At 61.7% G+C, this 18,171-nt stretch carries 17 protein-coding genes; 3 read left to right on the top strand and 14 right to left on the bottom strand.

Going from position 1 to position 18,171, the window contains the following annotated elements; genetic code table 11:
* Window positions 1–1,380, top strand: coding sequence for an HD-GYP domain-containing protein (locus tag F6V25_RS13005; RefSeq protein WP_151128981.1), 1,380 nt, complete (start codon window positions 1–3; stop codon window positions 1,378–1,380).
* A 20-nt stretch (window positions 1,381–1,400) separates the two neighbouring features.
* Here F6V25_RS13005 and F6V25_RS13000 read toward each other — a convergent pair whose 3' ends face one another.
* Window positions 1,401–2,015 carry a HEAT repeat domain-containing protein gene (locus F6V25_RS13000; RefSeq protein WP_151128980.1) on the bottom strand — a complete coding sequence of 205 codons (615 nt, stop codon included), beginning with the start codon at window positions 2,013–2,015 and terminating at the stop codon, window positions 1,401–1,403.
* 169 nt (window positions 2,016–2,184) lie between these two features.
* On the opposite strand from F6V25_RS13000, the gene F6V25_RS12995 reads away from it, so the two are divergent.
* On the top strand, window positions 2,185–3,378 hold the full coding sequence (locus F6V25_RS12995) for an FprA family A-type flavoprotein (RefSeq protein ID WP_151128979.1): 1,194 nt from the start codon (window positions 2,185–2,187) through the stop codon (window positions 3,376–3,378).
* Window positions 3,379–3,533: 155 nt separating this feature from the next.
* Here F6V25_RS12995 and F6V25_RS12990 read toward each other — a convergent pair whose 3' ends face one another.
* From F6V25_RS12990 to folK, 12 genes are all read right to left on the bottom strand, one after another.
* Window positions 3,534–4,655: a Fic family protein gene (locus tag F6V25_RS12990; protein WP_218043551.1), complete on the bottom strand. Its 1,122-nt coding sequence runs from the start codon at window positions 4,653–4,655 to the stop codon at window positions 3,534–3,536.
* A 265-nt stretch (window positions 4,656–4,920) separates the two neighbouring features.
* Window positions 4,921–6,189, bottom strand: a complete 1,269-nt coding sequence (locus tag F6V25_RS12985; protein ID WP_151128978.1) for a glycosyltransferase family protein — start codon at window positions 6,187–6,189, stop codon at window positions 4,921–4,923.
* Window positions 6,190–6,200: 11 nt separating this feature from the next.
* A complete protein-coding gene (locus F6V25_RS12980) occupies window positions 6,201–6,809 on the bottom strand; it encodes a UbiX family flavin prenyltransferase (RefSeq protein ID WP_151128977.1) in 609 nt (202 codons plus the stop codon).
* A complete protein-coding gene (locus F6V25_RS12975; protein WP_151128976.1) occupies window positions 6,806–7,684 on the bottom strand; it encodes a 4-hydroxybenzoate octaprenyltransferase in 879 nt (292 codons plus the stop codon). Before F6V25_RS12975 ends, F6V25_RS12980 begins: the two co-directional genes overlap by 4 nt.
* Before the next feature lie 227 nt (window positions 7,685–7,911).
* Window positions 7,912–9,309: a UbiD family decarboxylase gene (locus F6V25_RS12970; RefSeq protein ID WP_151128975.1), complete on the bottom strand. Its 1,398-nt coding sequence runs from the start codon at window positions 9,307–9,309 to the stop codon at window positions 7,912–7,914.
* Between the two features lie 74 nt (window positions 9,310–9,383).
* Window positions 9,384–10,442 carry a DHH family phosphoesterase gene (locus F6V25_RS12965; RefSeq protein WP_151128974.1) on the bottom strand — a complete coding sequence of 353 codons (1,059 nt, stop codon included), beginning with the start codon at window positions 10,440–10,442 and terminating at the stop codon, window positions 9,384–9,386.
* 157 nt (window positions 10,443–10,599) lie between these two features.
* Entirely contained in the window at window positions 10,600–11,763 is a 1,164-nt protein-coding gene (locus F6V25_RS12960; RefSeq protein ID WP_151128973.1) for a hypothetical protein, read from the bottom strand.
* A gap of 129 nt (window positions 11,764–11,892) precedes the next feature.
* Complete coding sequence (locus F6V25_RS12955) at window positions 11,893–13,179, bottom strand: pyridine nucleotide-disulfide oxidoreductase (RefSeq protein ID WP_151128972.1); 1,287 nt, start codon at window positions 13,177–13,179, stop codon at window positions 11,893–11,895.
* A 154-nt stretch (window positions 13,180–13,333) separates the two neighbouring features.
* Window positions 13,334–14,854, bottom strand: coding sequence for a glycogen synthase (locus tag F6V25_RS12950; protein ID WP_151128971.1), 1,521 nt, complete (start codon window positions 14,852–14,854; stop codon window positions 13,334–13,336).
* A 100-nt stretch (window positions 14,855–14,954) separates the two neighbouring features.
* The gene (gene fsa, locus F6V25_RS12945) at window positions 14,955–15,599 is read right to left on the bottom strand and encodes a fructose-6-phosphate aldolase (protein ID WP_149307741.1); all 645 of its coding nucleotides are present in this window, start codon (window positions 15,597–15,599) and stop codon (window positions 14,955–14,957) included.
* Between the two features lie 12 nt (window positions 15,600–15,611).
* Window positions 15,612–15,869: a transcriptional regulator gene (locus F6V25_RS12940; protein WP_338045081.1), complete on the bottom strand. Its 258-nt coding sequence runs from the start codon at window positions 15,867–15,869 to the stop codon at window positions 15,612–15,614.
* Window positions 15,866–16,372, bottom strand: coding sequence for a 2-amino-4-hydroxy-6-hydroxymethyldihydropteridine diphosphokinase (gene folK / locus F6V25_RS12935; RefSeq protein WP_151128970.1), 507 nt, complete (start codon window positions 16,370–16,372; stop codon window positions 15,866–15,868). The genes F6V25_RS12940 and folK overlap by 4 nt, the downstream gene beginning before the upstream one ends.
* 243 nt (window positions 16,373–16,615) lie before the next feature.
* On the opposite strand from folK, the gene F6V25_RS12930 reads away from it, so the two are divergent.
* Entirely contained in the window at window positions 16,616–17,029 is a 414-nt protein-coding gene (locus F6V25_RS12930; protein WP_151128969.1) for a response regulator, read from the top strand.
* Between the two features lie 250 nt (window positions 17,030–17,279).
* On the opposite strand, the gene rocF is transcribed toward F6V25_RS12930, so the two are convergent.
* Window positions 17,280–18,170 carry an arginase gene (gene rocF, locus F6V25_RS12920; RefSeq protein ID WP_151128968.1) on the bottom strand — a complete coding sequence of 297 codons (891 nt, stop codon included), beginning with the start codon at window positions 18,168–18,170 and terminating at the stop codon, window positions 17,280–17,282.
* Window position 18,171: the final 1 nt, after the last annotated feature.

Genomic DNA, 18,171 nt, shown 5'->3' with positions numbered 1-18,171 from the left:
ATGGAGGAGCTGGATAAACAACTCGCCTTGCGGATGATCACCCTCTTTTCCGGGGCGGTCAAGGGCATCGCCTTCTACCCCGAATCCCACCCCGCCATCCGTCGCCCCCTGCTCGAACTGGACAGACTTTTCGGCACCGCTCTGGCCCAAGTCGGGGAGATTACCTGGGGGGTCATCGACGGCGTCATGTTCTTCGGGAAACATCTCTTCATCACCCCCTCAACCGCCGTCGCCGATCTGACCAACCGGATGATGGAAAAGGAGATCGACCGGATCGTCATGGGGAACGGACTTACCTTTGACGAGCTCCAGGAGTTCGTACGCCTTCTTGCCGACACCTCGGCCGGATTCGACGAGCTCTGCGCCCGCATGAAACAGAAGGAAATACGCCACATCCTGGTGGCGCGCCCCACCCTGCCGGAGGATAGGGACGCTGAGGATGGGGAGGAGGGCTACGCACTGGCGACTTACGGCCAGGCCTTGGGAGCGATCCGGGGCGTCTGCCGCGATATCGAGGATGGGCGGATCCCCAGCAGCGCCCCGGTGATCGGCGTGGTGGACCGGCTGGTCGGCATCACCATGCGCGACCCCTCCACCCTTCTGGGGCTTGCCATGATCAAGGACTACGACAACTATACCTTCAACCACTGCGTCAACGTTGGGGTGCTGGCCATGTCCCTGGGGGCCGCCTTCGGCATGGACGCGGAGGGCGTCAAGGAGGCCGGCATCGCGGGGCAGCTGCACGACATCGGCAAGACCATGATCCCGAAGGAAATCGTCAACAAGCCGGGCAAGTTATCCAGCGCGGAATTCCATGAGATGAAGCGCCACTCGGAACTGGGCGCCAAGATCATCCGCGAGATGGAAGGGCTCAGCCCCCGGGTCGGCCAGGCCGTGCTGGGACACCACCTGCACTACAACCGCAACGGTTATCCCGAATGGGCCCGCGGGTTCGACTACGACCGGATGATCGACATCATCGCCATCGCCGACACCTACGACGCCATCACCACCCTGCGGGTCTACCAGCACCCCGTCACCCCCCGGGCCGCCCTCGGGGTGATGCAGAAACTGATGGGGACCATCCTGGACGGCGATCTGGTGACCCGCTTCGTGGAGATGATGGGCAAGTACCCGGTGGGGACGCTGGTACGCCTGGACAACAACGAGATAGCGCTCGTCCATCGCCCCAACCCGCTGGATGAAGAGGCGCCGGTGGTCAGGATCGTACTCGCACCGGACGGCGCCCGCCTCCCCCAGCCCCGGGAGCAGCGTCTGGTGGAACGTGACGGCTCGAGCTATGCCAGGATTGCGGCGGTAGTGGACCCGCTCCTGAAGAATATCGATGTGGGGAGCCTGATCAATCGCGGGCATTACTGATGGTGGATACCGTCAGGCCGCTACTTTCCGTTGTCTGGTGCCGGGAAGAAGAGGAACTCCAGCGGGAGCAGGCTCAGGGCCGTAGCGGCGGCCTGGCGGGTGGAGGCGTGGGACGAGGCGAGGAGCGCCGTGATGCGCCCCTCGGACGAAAGATCGCTGAGTTTGGCCAGGGCCAGGGCGGCCTCGGCTTCAAGGGCACCATCCGCCGCTTCCAGAAACGGACGCAGCCGTTCGTACAAAGCCGGCGAGGGGGGAAACCGGGCCACGGCCCCTATCGCCCGCGCCCGGATGGCGCCATTTTCATCATCGAGACGTTCCAGCAGCACCGGTAGTGTGGACGGAACGGCCAGACGGCCGAGCGCCTCCACGGCTGCGGAGCGGATGTCGGCCTCCGGCCGGCCGGCGCAGTAGACCAGCGGAGCGACCACCCGTTCGCCGCCGATCTCGCCCAGGGCATGGATAGCGGCAACCCGCGCGCCCATATTTCCGGTTTTCAGGGCGTGGAGTATCTCGTCGATGCTGCCGGTGGCTTCCAACCGTTCGATCGCCGTGGCAACGGCATCGCGCACGTCCGGGTCCGCGTCCTTCAGAAGCGGCCGCAAGGCATCGATTCTCGTCCGAACAATCTCGCTCATGGCTAAATTTGTAGCAGATCAAGGCCCCCGGCACAACCCCCTTCTTCTGATATATCTTGTCCATGGGTAAATGGTTTGGTATAATAGAGGACAAAAATTATCAAGAATAGAATTTGCGACAGCGCCGTCGTGGTTCACGGAAGAAACGACGAAAAGGAGAACTACCACTATGCTGGGAACCGTTGAAATCAAACCGGGACTTTACTGGATCGGGTCGGAAGACCCGGACCTGCGCATCTTTGACGACCTCTTCCCCACCGAGCACGGCACCACCTACAACTCCTACCTCCTCAAGGGGAGCGAGAAGATCGCCATCATCGACACGGTCAAGGGCAAACGGGCCGACGAGTTCATGGACAAGATCAAATCCCTGGTCGATCCCAAAAGCATCGACTACATCATCGTCAACCATGCCGAGCCCGACCATTCCGGGTCGGTCTCCTACCTGCTGGAGCACTGCCCCCAGGCCACGGTGGTATCCACCACCGCCGCCAAGACCTTCCTCGGCAACCTGATACACAAACCGTTCGCCTCCCAGGTCGTCAAGGACGGCGACACCATCGATCTGGGCGGCCGTCGGTTGCGTTTCATCATGGCCCCTTTCCTGCACTGGCCCGACACCATGTTCACCCGGCTGGAGGAGGACAACATCCTCTTCACCTGCGACGCCTTCGGCGCCCATTATTGCAGCCCGGGGCACATCTTCAACGACGAGGTCGAGGACCTCTCCTCGGCCCGCCGCTTCTACTACGACTGCCTCATGCGCCCCTTCAAGGACAAGGTCCTTTCCGCCGTGGAGAAGATCCGCCACGACGTGATCGACATGATCTGCCCGAGCCACGGACCGATCATCAGGCAGGACCCGTGGAAGGCCATCGAGCAGTTCGAGAGCTGGAGCAAGCCGACCACCCTGGTGAAAAAGATCTTCATCCTCTACCTGTCGCCCCACGGCAACACGGAAAAGATGGCCACGGCGGTGGCCGACGGGGCCAGGGCCAACGGCGTGGAGGTCATCAGTTACCACATCAGCCATTTGGGCGCCGACGAGGTACGCAACATCATGGAAGAGGCCGAGGCCCTCATCTTCGGCATCCCCACCATCAACCGCGACATCCCCAAGCCGATGTGGGACGTGTTGGCCTACCTCAGCACCGTCAAGCTCAAGAGCAGCCTGGCAGCGGTATTCGGCAGCTACGGCTGGAGCGGCGAGGCGTGCAAGATGGCCGAGGAGCGGCTGAAGGGGATCGGTTTCAAGCTGGTGGGCGAATCGGTCCGCACCCCCTTCAACCCCAAGGAAGAGGCTTTGGAACAGTGCCGGGCCCTGGGCAGGGCCGTGGCCGAGGCGGTGTTGCAGAAGGGATGACACGCGGCTTGCGGGACAGATGAACAAAAGGGCGTACCGTTGCATGACGGTACGCCCTCTGTTTTACTTTTAAGCCCTAACGTACATTAGGATAATCCATATTTTACTTTTATCCTTTAAAGTAAAATATAGTATTTTATGTTTTCCGAAAACGGCTAAAACAGGTGCAAATATTTTTCAAACGTGAAGAGACGGTTACGCTTGAAACCAGTCATCTCTTTCAGAATACCAATGTCTTCCATATCCTTGATTAGGGCATTGGCGGCACGTGGCGTCAGGTCCAGTATCCTGGAAACGAAATTGGCGTTGATTACCGGCTTCTGGTAGAGATGCAACAAGAGATTCCGGGCATTTTCAGCCCTTCTGCCAAGTGAGACAATCTGCCCGTCAACTTCATTCTTAAGCGTAAGAATATTTCTGAATGTTTCCTGCCCTTTTTCTGCCGTTGCAGTGACCGCGACAAGGAAAAACTTTATCCAGTGCAAAAGGTTGTTGGACGCCCTGACGGTGGTAAGGGCGTCATAATAGGCCCCCTTGTGTTTTTCAAAGTAATCGGAAAGATACAGGGATGGCTTGTGCAGCATGCCTTGACTGACCAGGTAGAGCGTGATCAGCAAACGCCCGATTCTGCCGTTGCCATCGAGAAAGGGGTGAATTGTCTCGAACTGGTAATGACTGATGGCAATGCGGATCAAGTGGGGCACATCGATCTCGTCGTTGTGCCAGAACTTTTCCAGGTCGGCCATCAACTCATTGACATCATCTTGGTGAGGCGGTATGAAAACCGCATCCTGAATGCTCGACCCGCCGATCCAGTTCTGGCTGATACGGAAATCGCCCGGTGTTTTCCGCTCTCCCCGCACCCCTTGAAGCAGGATGGCATGGGTTTCCTTCAATAATCGGTTCGACAGGGGTAATTTTTCCAATGTGGCCAGGGCATGGTTCATGGCCTGCACGTAGTTCTGCACTTCCTGCCAGTCATCACGCTTTTCCGGGTCAATCTGCTCCACATCCATCAATGCCTCATCCATCTCGGTCTGTGTCCCCTCAATCCGGCTGGAAGTATTGGCCTCCTTCATGATGTGCATTTGGATGAACAGGTCCACGTTGGGAACGATCAGCGAAAAGGCATTCAAGGCGCTTAAAGCCTGTGTCGCCTTTTCAAGCAAAGTGTTTACCTTAGGTTCTTCCCATGTCCACACCTGGTTTACCGGCGTTGGGGAAAAGCTTTTGTATTGGTACTGTTGTTTGAAAACACCGGAACGGAATTGTTCCATTTGCATTTCGTTACCCCCTTGCCTCGTTGCCCCAACTTCCCGGCGGCAGACAAGTCCATATCCAGTCCTTCCGTGATCTAAGAAGAATCTCGAACACTCCATCCTGTCAAGGCAAGTCTATTGTTGATTAAGTTGCTTTTCGGTTTTCATAAATCTCCGGAAACGGCTCAAAATTGTTTCATTTATACTCCATAAGTCTTTCTGTAGCAACAAACGAGCCATACCGAAATATGGTGATTTTCTCCGTTCTCACGAAGCGTTTGATTTACACCCCCTGGAGCGCCCTCAGCCGCGCCAGTAACCCGGCAACATCAACGGGCGCGTCCTGTCCGGACCGTTCCAACAGCGGCCCCACGGCCTCTTCCGGCGGGACGCGGGGCCAGGCGCTGTCACTGAAATGATGCAGCAAGCGCATGGTGCGGAAGGCATCGAACCAACCGTGAAAGGCCGCCATCAGCCTGTTTTCCTCAGGGTTGTGCCGCAGCAGGTTGTCCCAGGCCGCGCCAAAGCCGGCCTGTTCCAGAAACCCCGCCAGATGGGGCGAAATCCCGACCGACCGGCGCAGCAGTTCGGCGCCGTCCGCCCCGCCATGCCCCCCCACGCACGCCAGCCATTCCCCCAGAATCCCGAAGAGCACCGGCTGGTAAAAGAGCAGCCGCTCCCCGCCGGACGCGAGCATATCCCCTACTGCGCGGCCGGTGCCGAAGGGAACCCGATGGGAAGCGCGGGGTGAGGGGTGGACGATGGTGCCGGCCAGGGGCGCAACCCCGGCCACCTTGTGCACCTGCTGGAGAAAGTAGAAGTCCTCGCCTGCCAGGCGGCGGTTCATTCCCCCGCTGGCGGCGTAGGCCGATGCCCGGCAGGCCATGGCGCTCCCCACGGTATGAAAGGCATAGGGGGAACCGGCCTGTTCCAGCCCCAGCACATAGGTTCGCAGGAATAATTCGTAGCGGTCGATGGCCGCCTGTCCGGCCGGATCGTCGGACGGACGATGGCGATAGGGGATGCTCGCCCCCCCTGCACAGGTATCCTTAAAATGCCGGTCGATGGCCGCCAGATAGTCGGGCTGGACGATGGTATCGGCGTCGAGGCAGACCAGAAGCGGCTCGCCCCCGGCAAAATCCAGGTGCCCCAGGGCCAGGTCCAGGCCGATCTTGCGCGCCAGCCCCACCCCCTGTTTCGGCGGCAGTTCCTTGCCCGGCGAGGCGGCATCCACCCAGTGCAGATGTTCCAACCCGTACTCCCGTTTCCAGGCGGGCAACGCCTCCAGGGTGGCCCGATTATCGGCCAGATCCTCGGGCGGGGCGTCTTTGCGCTGGTTGACCACCACCAGGATCAGGAAACCGGAGCGGGCATCGGGCGGATTGGCGGCAAGGGAGCGGAGCGTCAGGGGGAGGTTGCGGCTCTCCGCCAGGGAGGGGATGACCACGGCGCCCGTAAACGGCCCGGCGGGCAGGCCTTGGATCTGCCAGGGGGCGGCGACGCCACGGCTGCGCAGGTAGGCGGCGATGGGCGGCGGGGACAGGCGGGACATGGTGCGGGGCGTCAGCGCTCACCCCAGCGCTTGAAGAGCTCGTTGGGGATGTCCAACTGGTCCAGGACCTTGCCCACCACGAAGTTCACCAGGTCGTCGATGGTTGCCGGTTGGTGGTAGAAGGCCGGCATGGCCGGGATGATGCGGACCCCGGCGCGGGCCAGCTTGAGCATGTTCTCCAGATGGATCTCCGAGAGCGGCGTCTCCCGCGGGACCAGCAGCAGGGGGCGGCGCTCCTTGAGCATCACGTCCGCCGCCCGCTCGATCAGATTGCCGGAGGTGCCGCAGGCGATGCGCGCCAGGGTACCCATACTGCACGGCGCCACGACCATTGCCGCCGGCGCGGCGGAACCGCTGGCGGCGCAGGCCAAGAGGTCGTCGGCCACCACCACCTCCACCCCCAGTTTCACCCCGAGATGGGCGCAGAGCCGTGCGGTGGCGGCGGGAGGATCGCCTCCCAGGTCCAGGCCGGTCTCCTCGCGGCAGACCAGTTGTCCGCTCTCGCTGGCCGCCACGGTGAGCAGGAAGCCCCGCTTGAGGAGTTCCTCCAACAGGCGGATCCCGTAGATCGAGCCTGACGCCCCGGTCAGGGCGACGAACACCCTCTTTTGCGCGGTCATGGCCATTTCACCAGCAGGTCGGCTGCCGTGAAGGCCAGGATGGTGATGCTGATATAGCCGTTCATGTTGAAAAAGGCCGCGTCCAGTTTGTCCAGATTACCGTCCTTGAGCAGCAGGTGTTCGTACAGCAGCATGGCGGTGGCCACCAGGATGCCGACCAGGAACAGTACCCCCAGGTGCATGGTGACGAACAGCACAAGGAGCAGCCCCAGCATCACCAGGTGGAACAGGCGTGCCGCCCAGAGCGATCCTGCCACCCCCAGCACGACCGGGATGGAGTGCAGCCCGGCGGCGCGGTCGAACTCCAGGTCCTGGAGGGCGTAGAGGATGTCGAAACCGGCCACCCAGAAGAGCACGACGCCCCCCAGAATCAGGGCGGGGGTATCGATGTTGCCGCGAATGGCGACCCAGGCCCCCATGGGGGCCGCTGCCAGGCAGATCCCCAGCACCACGTGGGCCAGGGCGGTAAAGCGCTTGCAAAAGGAGTAGAGCACCAGAAAGAAGATGGCCACGGGGGCGAGCTTCAGGCAGAGCGGGTTGAGCATCGTGGCGGCAAAGAGCAACAGCAGCGTGGCCGCGACGATGAAGACCAGGGTCGCCCCCTTGCCGATCAGCCCGGCCGGGATGGCGCGGTTGGCGGTACGGGGGTTTTTGGCGTCGATCTCGGCGTCGATGAGGCGGTTCAACCCCATGGCCGCCGTGCGGGCGCCGGCCATGGCCAGGATGATCCAGAGGACCTGGCGACCGCTGGGAAGACCGTTTGCCGCCAGGAGCGCTCCGGTCAGGGCAAAGGGGAGCGCAAAGACGGTGTGGGAGAATTTGATCATCTCCAGAAAGACGGTGATCTTACGTATGAGACTTGTTTCCGTTGCCATAGCTATCATTCCGAATAACCTTCCTAAAAATAGTCTGCCACAGAGACACGGAGACACAGAGGAAAATCTAAAAACTTATTTACAGGATGAAATCTTCATGATGTTGTTTGCAACCTGATTTTAGGTTGTATCCCTTTTATCCTGTTCACCCATGTAAGATTGATTCTCTTTTTGTCGTTCTCTGTGTCTCCGTGTCTCTGTGGCCGATTTTGTCTGAGCTTTTGATTCTAAAACCCGTATTCACGCCACCGTCGCGCCACCTGTTCCGCTATGGCATCATCCGCGACGACCGGTAACCGGGACGCGCGGCTGCCGGTGGCATCCAGCGCCAACCGCGCACCGCTCTCGTCGCGGATCAGGTCGAGGCTATCGTCCACCAGATTGATGCCGCGCCAGGCCGCACGGGAGAGGTCCGCCGGAACGCCGTCCGCAGCGACAAAGAGCAGCAGGCGGGCAGCCCTGAACCAGGGGGTATGCCAGAGCAGGCCGGCAATCTCCCTTACCATGCCGGGGCGCGGGTTTTCAAGGGAAATGATGGCGCTCTGGTGGAAGACCCATTCCCGGGGAAAACGGATATCGACCACCGCCGGCGCCACGCGGCGCACAAAGGCCACGAGCAGCCGTTCCCAGGCCGCGGCCATCCAGCAGTCCTCCATGGGGGGCGGCCCCACCAGGGTCGCAGGGACAACGGCATCCGTCCGGAGGCTGATGGCGGTCACCCGCACCAGGGGGACCGGCGCAGCGGGCGCGTAGCAGCCGGTATGGTTGCCGAAGGGCCCCTCCATGATCGTCTCGCCCGGGTCGGCATGACCCTCGATCACCACCTCGCACCCGGCCGGAACCCGCAGGGGGACGCTCCGGCAGGCGGCAAGCTCAAGCGGGACGCCTCGCAGGAACCCGGCAAAGGTCATCTCGTCCAGGTCGCCCGGCAACGGCAGCATGGCGCTGAAGAGCGCCGTCGGGGGGCCGCCCAGAGCGATCGCCACCGGCATCGGCTCGCCCCGGCGGCGGTATGCCTCGAAATGCCGCGCCGCGCCGCTCCCCGGATGCCAGCGCACGGCCAGTTCCCGGGGGCCGCGCACCTGGCAGCGATACATGCCACAGTTGGGACCGGTGCCGTCCGGGGCAACGGTGAACACCTGGGGCAGGGTGATGTAGCGCCCATGCCCCTCGCCGGCGCCATCCCCCGGCCAGCTTTGAAGAAAGGGGAACCCGCCCAGGTCGGGTGTCTCCATGGCCATGAGGTCGTGGTCCTGTCCGGCAACCGGCGTGAAACGGGAGAACTCCGGCAGGGCGCCGACCTGGCGGTCGAGACCGGCGACATCCAGTTCCGGCAGCGGAGCGAGCAGCGCCGTCATGCGCTCCGTCAGCCGGTCGAGACGGTCCACACCCAGGGCCAGGCATACCCGCCGGAGGGAGCCGAACAGGTTGGTGGCCACGGGGCGGCTGCTCCCTTTCGGATGCAGGAAGAGGAGCGCCCGGCCGCCGGTGGGCTGTTTGCAGACCCGGTCGGTAATGGCGGCGATCTCCAGGATGGGGTCGGCCTCTGCCTCGATGCGGCTCAGTTCGCCCTGCTTTTCCAGAAGGGCGAGGAACTGGCGGAGGTTTTGGATCGGTGCGGTCATTTCCACGGCTCCGGCGATGGTGTGTTCAAGGGAAGTGCAGCACGGGCTTGGGAAAGCGGTGCGGGCCCATTTGCCTACCGGGGCTTGATCAGCCGGGTCGGGGTCACATCCCCCAGGGAGAGTTCCCGTAACAGCCCCTGGGTCAGAAACGCTTCGGCCTCTTCCAGCGCGGCCGGGGTGAATGGAACATGGGCCAGCTTGCCTCCCGCCATCATGCCGTGCCCGCCGGCCGCCCCTCTTCCCGCCACCAGCCGTCTGATCACCTCGCCCGCATTGAGGGAATGGCTCGTCATGCGAAGTGACAGTATCACCTCATCGTTGTAATGCCCCATGCCCAGCACGGTCTCGACCCCCTCCAGCCTGATCAGGTAGTCGGCCACCTCCGCCACCATTTCGGGAAAGCAGATGGCCATCAGATTAACCACCAGCAGTTTCCCGTATATCATCGTATTTTCGAGGCCGCTGTGAATAACCCGGAAGTACTCCACCGGTAGCTTGGGGTGGGATATTTCATACAGAATCCGCTTGTTCGCCAGGGGGAAGAGGCGGAGGTACGCGTCCCGGTCGGGCCGGTTCGCCTCCCGGCCCAGGTCCTGGGTCTCGGATTTGATCGCGTAGAAGAGGGCCGTAGCCAGTTTCGTACCGATGGTGATGTTTTGCGCCACCAGATACTCGTAGAGGATTGTGGCGGTAACGCCGTAATCATCGCGGACATCCACCCAGCGGCACGCTCTGCTCGCTTCGCGCAGGGGGTGATGGTCAATGAGGATATCCACCCGGCAGCCCGGAGGAAAAGAATTGTTTCCCGTGCCCGGTTGGGTGTCCAGCATGCAGACCGCGCTGACCTCCCCCATATCGATGGTTCCGAGGGGGTGGAGCGTCATCTCCAACTCCTTTGCCATGGCGATGTTTTCGCTGCGCCCGATCATGCCGGAAAAGGTGATGACCGCATCCCGGCTCAGTTTCATGGCCAGCAGGTGGCGGAGCGCCATGGCCGAGGCCAGGCAATCGGGGTCCGGGTTGTCGTGGATGACGATGATGGTCTTTCCCCGGCCCTGCAGCCATTCCAGCATCTTGTCGGAATGCTCCTTGGAGCGCTGGAGGCATTCCGGCACGCAGTTGTCAGTCGTCATGGAGCTTCCCCTTCAAGCGGTTTGTACGTACCTATCATACCAAACCCGTGGCAAAGCGCCATGCTCCCATGCCCTGGGGGGAAATCGCTTTCCGGAGTACGATGGGAATGAAAGACGTGTCGGGAAGAGGAGAAGATTGAAACAATCCGTCAAAGCCCTACAGCATTGATCCCGCACCGCTCGGAGCCGGTTCCTCCGGAGTGCAGGAATCGTCGTCAGGGACCTCCCCGTCCGGTTGCGCAGCGTCCTCCTTATCCTGTGCCGTGGCTGCCGCTACGGCGGCCAACACCTCTTTGAAGTCGACGACCTTGCCGGCTTCCGGGGTTATGGAGAAGCGTGGCGCATTGTAGCCGTCAAACGTGCTGACAGTTTCAACGCCGATCCGGTACTCCCCCTTCGTATCGGCAACACTCAGCCGGGTCGCCCAGTAACCGATGTGGCCCGTATGCCCGATGCCCACATCATTGGCCATCGTCAGGGTGAATTGATCCGCAAGTCCGTCCAGCATCTGCTTGTCCGTAAGCGTGAGCAGGACGGCATATTCCTTCTTGTTGATGGCGCCTTCCTGAAACAGGGCCTGGGCGACGCCATCGATAATGTCCACAACCACGGCAACGGAATCGTTATGGCCCAACGCCACCTGAATATGCCGTGTCACCCCGGCTTTCTTATCCTGCCCGGTAAGCGGCTGGTCAATGCAACTGGAGTCGTTCAGCTTGGTAACGGCCTTCAGGAGTACGGTCTTGAAAACAGTGTTGAACAGATCCATATCCTTTGCGCTGAAGCGATTGCCGTCAATCAGCTTTGCGAGTTCCGGGGTGCTTGCCACACCTTCCTTCAGCAATTCGCCGATGTTTATCTTGATCAGCTTGCCCCTGGTTTCAGGGGCCCGGGGAGCGACAAAATCGAGGACCGTATTCAGAAACGACGTACCCATATAGATCGTTTGGGCGTTGTAATCAATCAACAGGGGCAATTTAATGGAAACGTCCACGTTGTCCTTGTTGTACTGCAGATCGTACAGCACCTCCGATTTTTTGGCCGTCATATCGATCGCACCGTCCATATTCACGGAAAAGCCCCGGACGATATCGAGACCCGCCCCCAGATACTTTAGGCCCTTGGCGTTTGCGGCGGTGTTCGCATCCTGTTTCGGCAGGGACAGATCGGTGATCCTGCTTTTCAAGCTATAGTTGAACCCGGTGGCATCGAGGCTCTTTTTCACCGCCCGGGTAAGTTCCTCATGGGGGGGCAGGCTCGCGGCGCAACCGCTGATGCAGATAACCATCGTACCGACAACCGCCATAATCATCCGCTTCATGGTCTCTCGCTCCTTGTACCTGGTAACGGTAGTAAACATACACGGCTCTTTTGGAACACCATACGCAATTACCGCACAATCCACAAGAGTTCCCGGTTGGCCGTGCAGCGCACCGTCCCGCCAGCCGCTTCATCCCTGTCCCCGCCCCTTCACGACCCCCTCGGCCGCCCTGATCCCGCTGGCCCAGGCCCCGGTTATGCCGCGGGAGGTGCCGGCGCCATCCCCAACCATGTAAAGATGGGGGCTGACCCGGAAATGGGGATCGATAAAGGAGGGCTTGTTGGCGTACATCTTGATCTCGGGGTAGTACATGATGGTGCTGGGATGCAGGACCCCGGGGACGATGGTGTCGAGCTTCTTCAGGGCCGCCCAGATGTGGCGCATGATCTTGGCCGGGACCGCCAGCCCCAGGTCGCCGGCGGTCACCGGACAGGTGGGACGGAAGGAGTAGAGGTCGTCGTTGAAGGTCTCGGCCGAGGAGCGTTTTCCCATCCTGAAATCACCCACCCGCTGCATGAGTGGCCGGCCGCCGCCGATCTCGTGGGCCAGCCGGCCGAGAAAGAGGGCCATCTGCTGGCCGCTGCGGACCGGGTCCTTCAGCCCGATGGTCTTCAGGAGCGCGAAGTTTACCAAATTGTTGCCGCTCTTCCGCACGGACAGGGCATGGCCGTTGACGAGACTGAAGTCCTCGTAGCGCTCCAGCACCACCCGGGCGTGCCCCGAGTTGGTGCAGAAGGTCCGCACCCGTTCGGGAAAGTAGAACTTGGGGTCGTAATAGTCCCTGACGATGGGATAGTTTTCCAGCCGGGTCTCGACGCGGATGCCCACGTCCACGATATTGTCGATGTAGGGGATGGCGAGTTGCTCCATGACGCGTTGCAGAAAGCCGAACCCCTTTCTGCCAGGCGCCATGATCACCGTGTCCGCCCGGAGACGCTCCGTTCCGCCGATGGTCAGCTCCGCCCCCTGGTCCGTCTCCCGCACGTCGGTCACCTCGCGCTTCAGCAGGATGCTGACCCCGCGGCCCGCGAGCTCGGCCATCAGGCGCTGGATGAGAAAGGTGCTTTGGTCGGTGCCCACATGGGCCTGGCGGATGTCGTAGAGGGTCACGCCGATCCGTTCGGCGCGCTTTCGGTAGGTCTCCAGATTGTGGCGTTCCTTGAAGACCGGCTGGAGCTTATCCTCCACGAGCGGCAACAGCCGTTCGGCCTCCTCCCTGGTCCAATACTCTTCGGCAAAACCGATGGGAAAGGAGTAGTTCTGCTTGCAGTCGTTCAAAAGGCCGCCGGAGCAGATCGATTCCTTGTCGATCATCAGGATGGAGATGGCGGGAAGCCGGTCGGTGAGATGAAAGGCGGCGCCGAGGGCTGCCGGGCCGGTGCCGATGATGACGACGTCATACTGGTCGGATGCCATGGTTGGACCTCTAAGAGGTTGTTGAAAAACAGCCACGCCCCCGTCCTCGAAAGCCCTTTCGTGCGGCGTAGCAAAGCTCACGCCTCCTCAGGGCTTGTCTCGCGGATGCGACGATCTGACTATTTTTGAACAACCTGAGTTTTTCAACAGCCCCCTAATCGCCGAAACGGTTGCGGAAATATTCCTCGCCGCGGCGACGGCGGACGGCCAAACGGTAGAGTTCCTCGTACTTGAGGGCTGCGGCCTCCCAGGTGAAACGCTTCTTCATGCCGTTTTTCCTGAGGGCCGCCAGCCCCTTGGGGTTGTTGAAGAAGGTCCAGGCCGCCCAGCCGATGGTGTCGAAGAGCGCATCGGCGGTATGATTGTGGAACTTGAAGCCGTCGCCGGTCAGGGCCTCTTCGTCGAAGTTTTCCACGCTGTCCTCCAGGCCGCCGGTGGCGCGGACCACGGGCGGCGTGCCGTAGGCCAGGGAGTACATCTGGTTCAGGCCGCACGGCTCGAACGACGAGGGCATGACGAAGAAATCGGCCCCCGCCTCCACCTTGTGGGCCAACTCTTCGCTGTAGCCGATGTAACAGGCGAATTTGTCCGGGTGGGCGGCGGCCACGTCGCCGAAAAAGAAGTGCGCCCAGGGCTCGCCGTTGCCGACCATGACGAACTGCACATCCATTTCCAGGATGCGGTGGATAGCCTCGGCGATCAGGTCGGTCCCCTTCTGCCTGACCATGCGGGAGACCACACCGAACAGCGGCACGTCGTCCCGCAGGGGCAGCCCCATGCGCTGCTGCAGGTCGCGTTTGCAGGCGGCCTTCCCCTTTTTCACGGTCCGGGCCGTGTAGGTGGCGGCGATGCAGTGGTCGGTAGCCGGGTCCCACTCCTCGTAATCCACGCCGTTGAGGATGCCGTACAGATCGGCCGCCCGGTCCCGCACCACCCCCTCCAGCCCCCAACCGTACTCCGCCGTCTGAATCTCCCGGGCATACCCCTCGCTGACCGTGGAGAGCAGGGTGGCGTGGTAGATCCCCCCCTTGAGCAGGTTGACCTGGTCGTCCTTTTCCAGCTCCAGGTAATTGAAGTGTTTCCAGCCGACGCCGAGCACCTCCATCAGGCCGGGATAGTAATTGCCCTGGTGCTGCATGTTGTGGATGGAGAGGAGCGAGGCGGAGTTGCCCACGTAACGGTCGTGCAGATAGGAGGTGTTGAGCAGGAGGGGGATGGCGCCGGTGTGCCAGTCGTGGGCGTGGATCACGTCCGGCGACCAGTCGAGCATCTTGCACAGTTCCAGGGTGGCCTTGGAGAGGAAGACGAAGCGGTTGTCGTTGTCCGGGTAGCCCTGGCCGTCCTGTTGGTAGAGCCCGGCGCGGCCGTAGAATTGCTCGTGCTCCAGGAAGTAGATCGGGACATCGCTCCCCGGCAGCCGCCCCTCGTAGACGCCGCAGTACATACGGCCGATGATGCCCATGGGCACCACCAGGGTGCCCGGCAGCAGCTTGAGGCCGTACTTCTCCCGGTTGACGGCATAGTAGCGCGGGATGACCACGCGCACATCGTGCCCCATGCGTGCCAGGTACTTGGGCAGGGCGCCGACCACATCCCCCAGCCCCCCCTCCTTGGCAAAGGGTGCGGCCTCGGAGGCGGAGAAGAGGATGGAGAGCTTGTCGGGGGAAGGCTTCACAGGGGCTCCGGGAGACAGGCGTAATTGCAGCCGCGGGGCGCACGGAGAACATCACCGGCATGGCCAGGTCTCCGTGGCCCCTGCGACCGCTATGGGAGTTCTATTTGGGCACGCTTTCCCAGTCGGCCAGGAATTTCTTGATGCCGGCGTCGGTCAGGGGGTGCTTGGCAAGCTGCATGATGACCGAGTAGGGGATCGTGGCGATGTCGGCGCCGATCAAGGCCGAATTGAGAACATGGATCGGGTTGCGCACGCTGGCCACGATGATCTCGGCGGTATAGCCGTAGTTGTCGAAGATGGTGCGGATCTCTTCGATGATCCCCATGCCGTCCTGGGAGATGTCGTCCAGCCGGCCGACGAAGGGGGAAACGTAGGTGGCGCCGGCCTTGGCGGCCAACAACGCCTGCATGGGGGAGAAGATCAGGGTCACGTTGATCTTGACCCCCTTTTCCGACAGGGCCTTGGTGGCCTTGAGCCCTTCCGGCGTCATGGGCACCTTGACCACGATGTTCTTGTGGATCTTGACTAGTTCCTTGGCTTCCTTGATCATGCCGGGGGCGTCCAGGGAGATGACCTCGGCCGAGATCGGGCCGTCCACGATGGAGACGATCTCCTTGATGACATCCTTGAACTTGCGCCCCGACTTGGCGATCAGGGAAGGATTGGTGGTAACGCCGTCCACCAGCCCCAGGTCGTGGGCCGCGCGAATCTCTTTGACGTCGGCTGTATCGATGAAAAACTTCATGTGTTCCTCCGTTTATGATGGTTTATGGTCAAGTTGTTCGCGGAATTTTTCCAGGCAGTTCATGGAGCAGAAGTAGTGGCGCTCGCCTTCGAGCCTGCCCACCACGGCATCGTCCTCGGAAACATAGACGCCGCAGACCGGGTCGCGATGGGTCACCGCGGCCTCCCGCTTCTCCGATGTCTTGGTTTCCTTCTCTTTCCCTTTTGTCAGCGCCACGACGACACGGTAGCCGACATAGATCAGAAGGCCCCAGATCAATAGTCTGATCACGTTAGTATCTCCGGTTGTAGTTTCGCCACGCTCTCATCGGATTGCAGCGTTTTCAACAGTTGGGCAACGGTCTGTCCCAAGACCGGATGCACCAGCCCCGGAGCCAGGTTGCAGAGCGGTTCCAAAACAAAACGCCGCTCTGCCATGCGCGGATGCGGGACGATCAGCCCCTCCTCCTCCACGATCATCGAACCGTAGAGCAACAGGTCGAGGTCCATGGGCCGCGGCCCCCATTGAACGGTCCGTACCCGGCCAAAGACGTCGCTTTCGATATGCAGCAGTCGTTCCAACAGTTCGCGGGGGGAGAGTTCGGTAGCAAGCCTGAGGACACCATTGTAGAAAGAAGGCTGGTCAATGCCCCCGACGGGGGATGTCTCGTAGAACGCAGACAGGCCGGTAACCCGGCAGCCGGGCAGCTTGCCGACCTCTGCCACCGCCCGCAGCAGGTTGAGCTCGCGGTCCCCCATATTTGAACCAAGGGCGATATAGGCTTCTGTCTCCACTTTATGATTAAAGCATAACCTGTCGACGGCGTCAACCGCGCCGATGGGGCCCGGGAATTACGGCGCCGTGCTCCCTGCGAAGCCGCCGCCCCGGCCGCGGGCAACGACCGCTGTTGTTTCGTGGGGATTCAACCTTTTTTTGCACAAACACCATTGCGCTTCATCCACCTCCCGTTAAAATAGTGTAGACCACACAGGGAAAAGGGCCTCTCGGTTCTTCCTCTCTGTGTTTCAGGAGGGACCATGGGCACCGACAAGGAAACAGACACAACTCCCCCGGTGGGGGGGACTATTTTGCTGGTGGAGGACGACGAAAATGTACGCCGTATGGCGGCACAGATGCTGAAAATATTGGGATACACGGTGTTCGCGTCCCCCTCGCCCCAGGAGGCCCTTGCAATCTGCACGGAGGCCGACCAGACCATCGATTGCGTGGTGACCGACGTGATCATGCCGGGCATGAGCGGCAAGGAGCTCGTGGAGGCGATCCGCGTCCTGCGCCCCGGCATCGGGGCCCTGTACATGTCCGGCTATACCTCGGACGTCATCGCCCATCACGGGGTCCTGGACGAGGGGGTCCCCTTCATCCAGAAACCCTTTGACATGAACGCCATCCACAAAAAGATCCAGGAAGCCATGAAATCTCCCACCCCCTGACCGTTGCGGCCGGTTCCATGCATGGGAACCGGCCGCNGGGCCCTGTACATGTCCGGCTATACCTCGGACGTCATCGCCCATCACGGGGTCCTGGACGAGGGGGTCCCCTTCATCCAGAAACCCTTTGACATGAACGCCATCCACAAAAAGATCCAGGAAGCCATGAAATCTCCCACCCCCTGACCGTTGCGGCCGGTTCCATGCATGGGAACCGGCCGCAAGCGACGGAGGGGGCGCTACCGGTTTTCGATCAGAGGATCCGCTTGCCGAACAGCGATGCGGCCAGCTCGACCGCTAGAGCGGCGGTCTGGTTGCGCTGATCGAGGATCGGGTTGATCTCCACGATGTCCAGGGCGCGTACCCGCTCCGAGTCGGCCAGGACCTCCATCAGCAACTGGGCCTCCCGGTAGCTGAGGCCGCCCGGCGAGGTGGTGCCGACGCCGGGGCAGACCTGGGGGTCGAGGCAGTCCATATCGAGGCTGACGTGCAGACGTTCCCGGTGTTCAAGACGCTCCAGCGCCTCGCGGGTAACGGCGCCGACCCCCCTCTCGTCGATGTCGCGCATGGTGTAGACCATGATGCCGCTCTCCCGCAGGCGCGTCCGTTCCTCCGGGTCCAGGTCGCGGATGCCGATCATGACCACGTCGGCCGGCTCCAGCTTTGGGCCGGGGCGCCCCACATCGACCAGCTCCTGATCCCCCTCCCCCAGCAGTGCGGCCAGGGTCATGCCGTGGATGTTTCCGGTCAGGGTCGTTGCGGGCGTGTTGAAATCGGCGTGGGCATCGATCCAGATCAGCCCTGCCGGGGCGTTATGGGTGACCCCGCCGATGGAGCCGATGGCCAGCGTATGGTCCCCGCCGATGAACAACGGAACCGCCCCCTCCTCCACGGCCCTGCGGCCGGCCTCATAGGCGGCCCGGCAGATCTGGCGGATTGCGGGCAGGTAGTGTTGTTGCCGCTCCTCGCACAGGGTTTCCCGGATCGGGACGGCAATGTTGCCGGTGTCCCGGATGTGATACCCCAATGCCGCCAGTCGGGGGGCCAGGCCGGCATAGCGCATGGCGCCCGGTCCCATGTCAACCCCGCGGTGGGCTTGGCCCAGGTCGATCGGGACACCGATGATCTGAATGGTCGCGCTCATG

Source organism: Oryzomonas japonica, assembly GCF_008802365.1.
In the GTDB taxonomy this organism is placed as follows: domain Bacteria; phylum Desulfobacterota; class Desulfuromonadia; order Geobacterales; family Pseudopelobacteraceae; genus Oryzomonas; species Oryzomonas japonica.
This window is presented reverse-complemented; position numbering and strand designations above follow the sequence as displayed.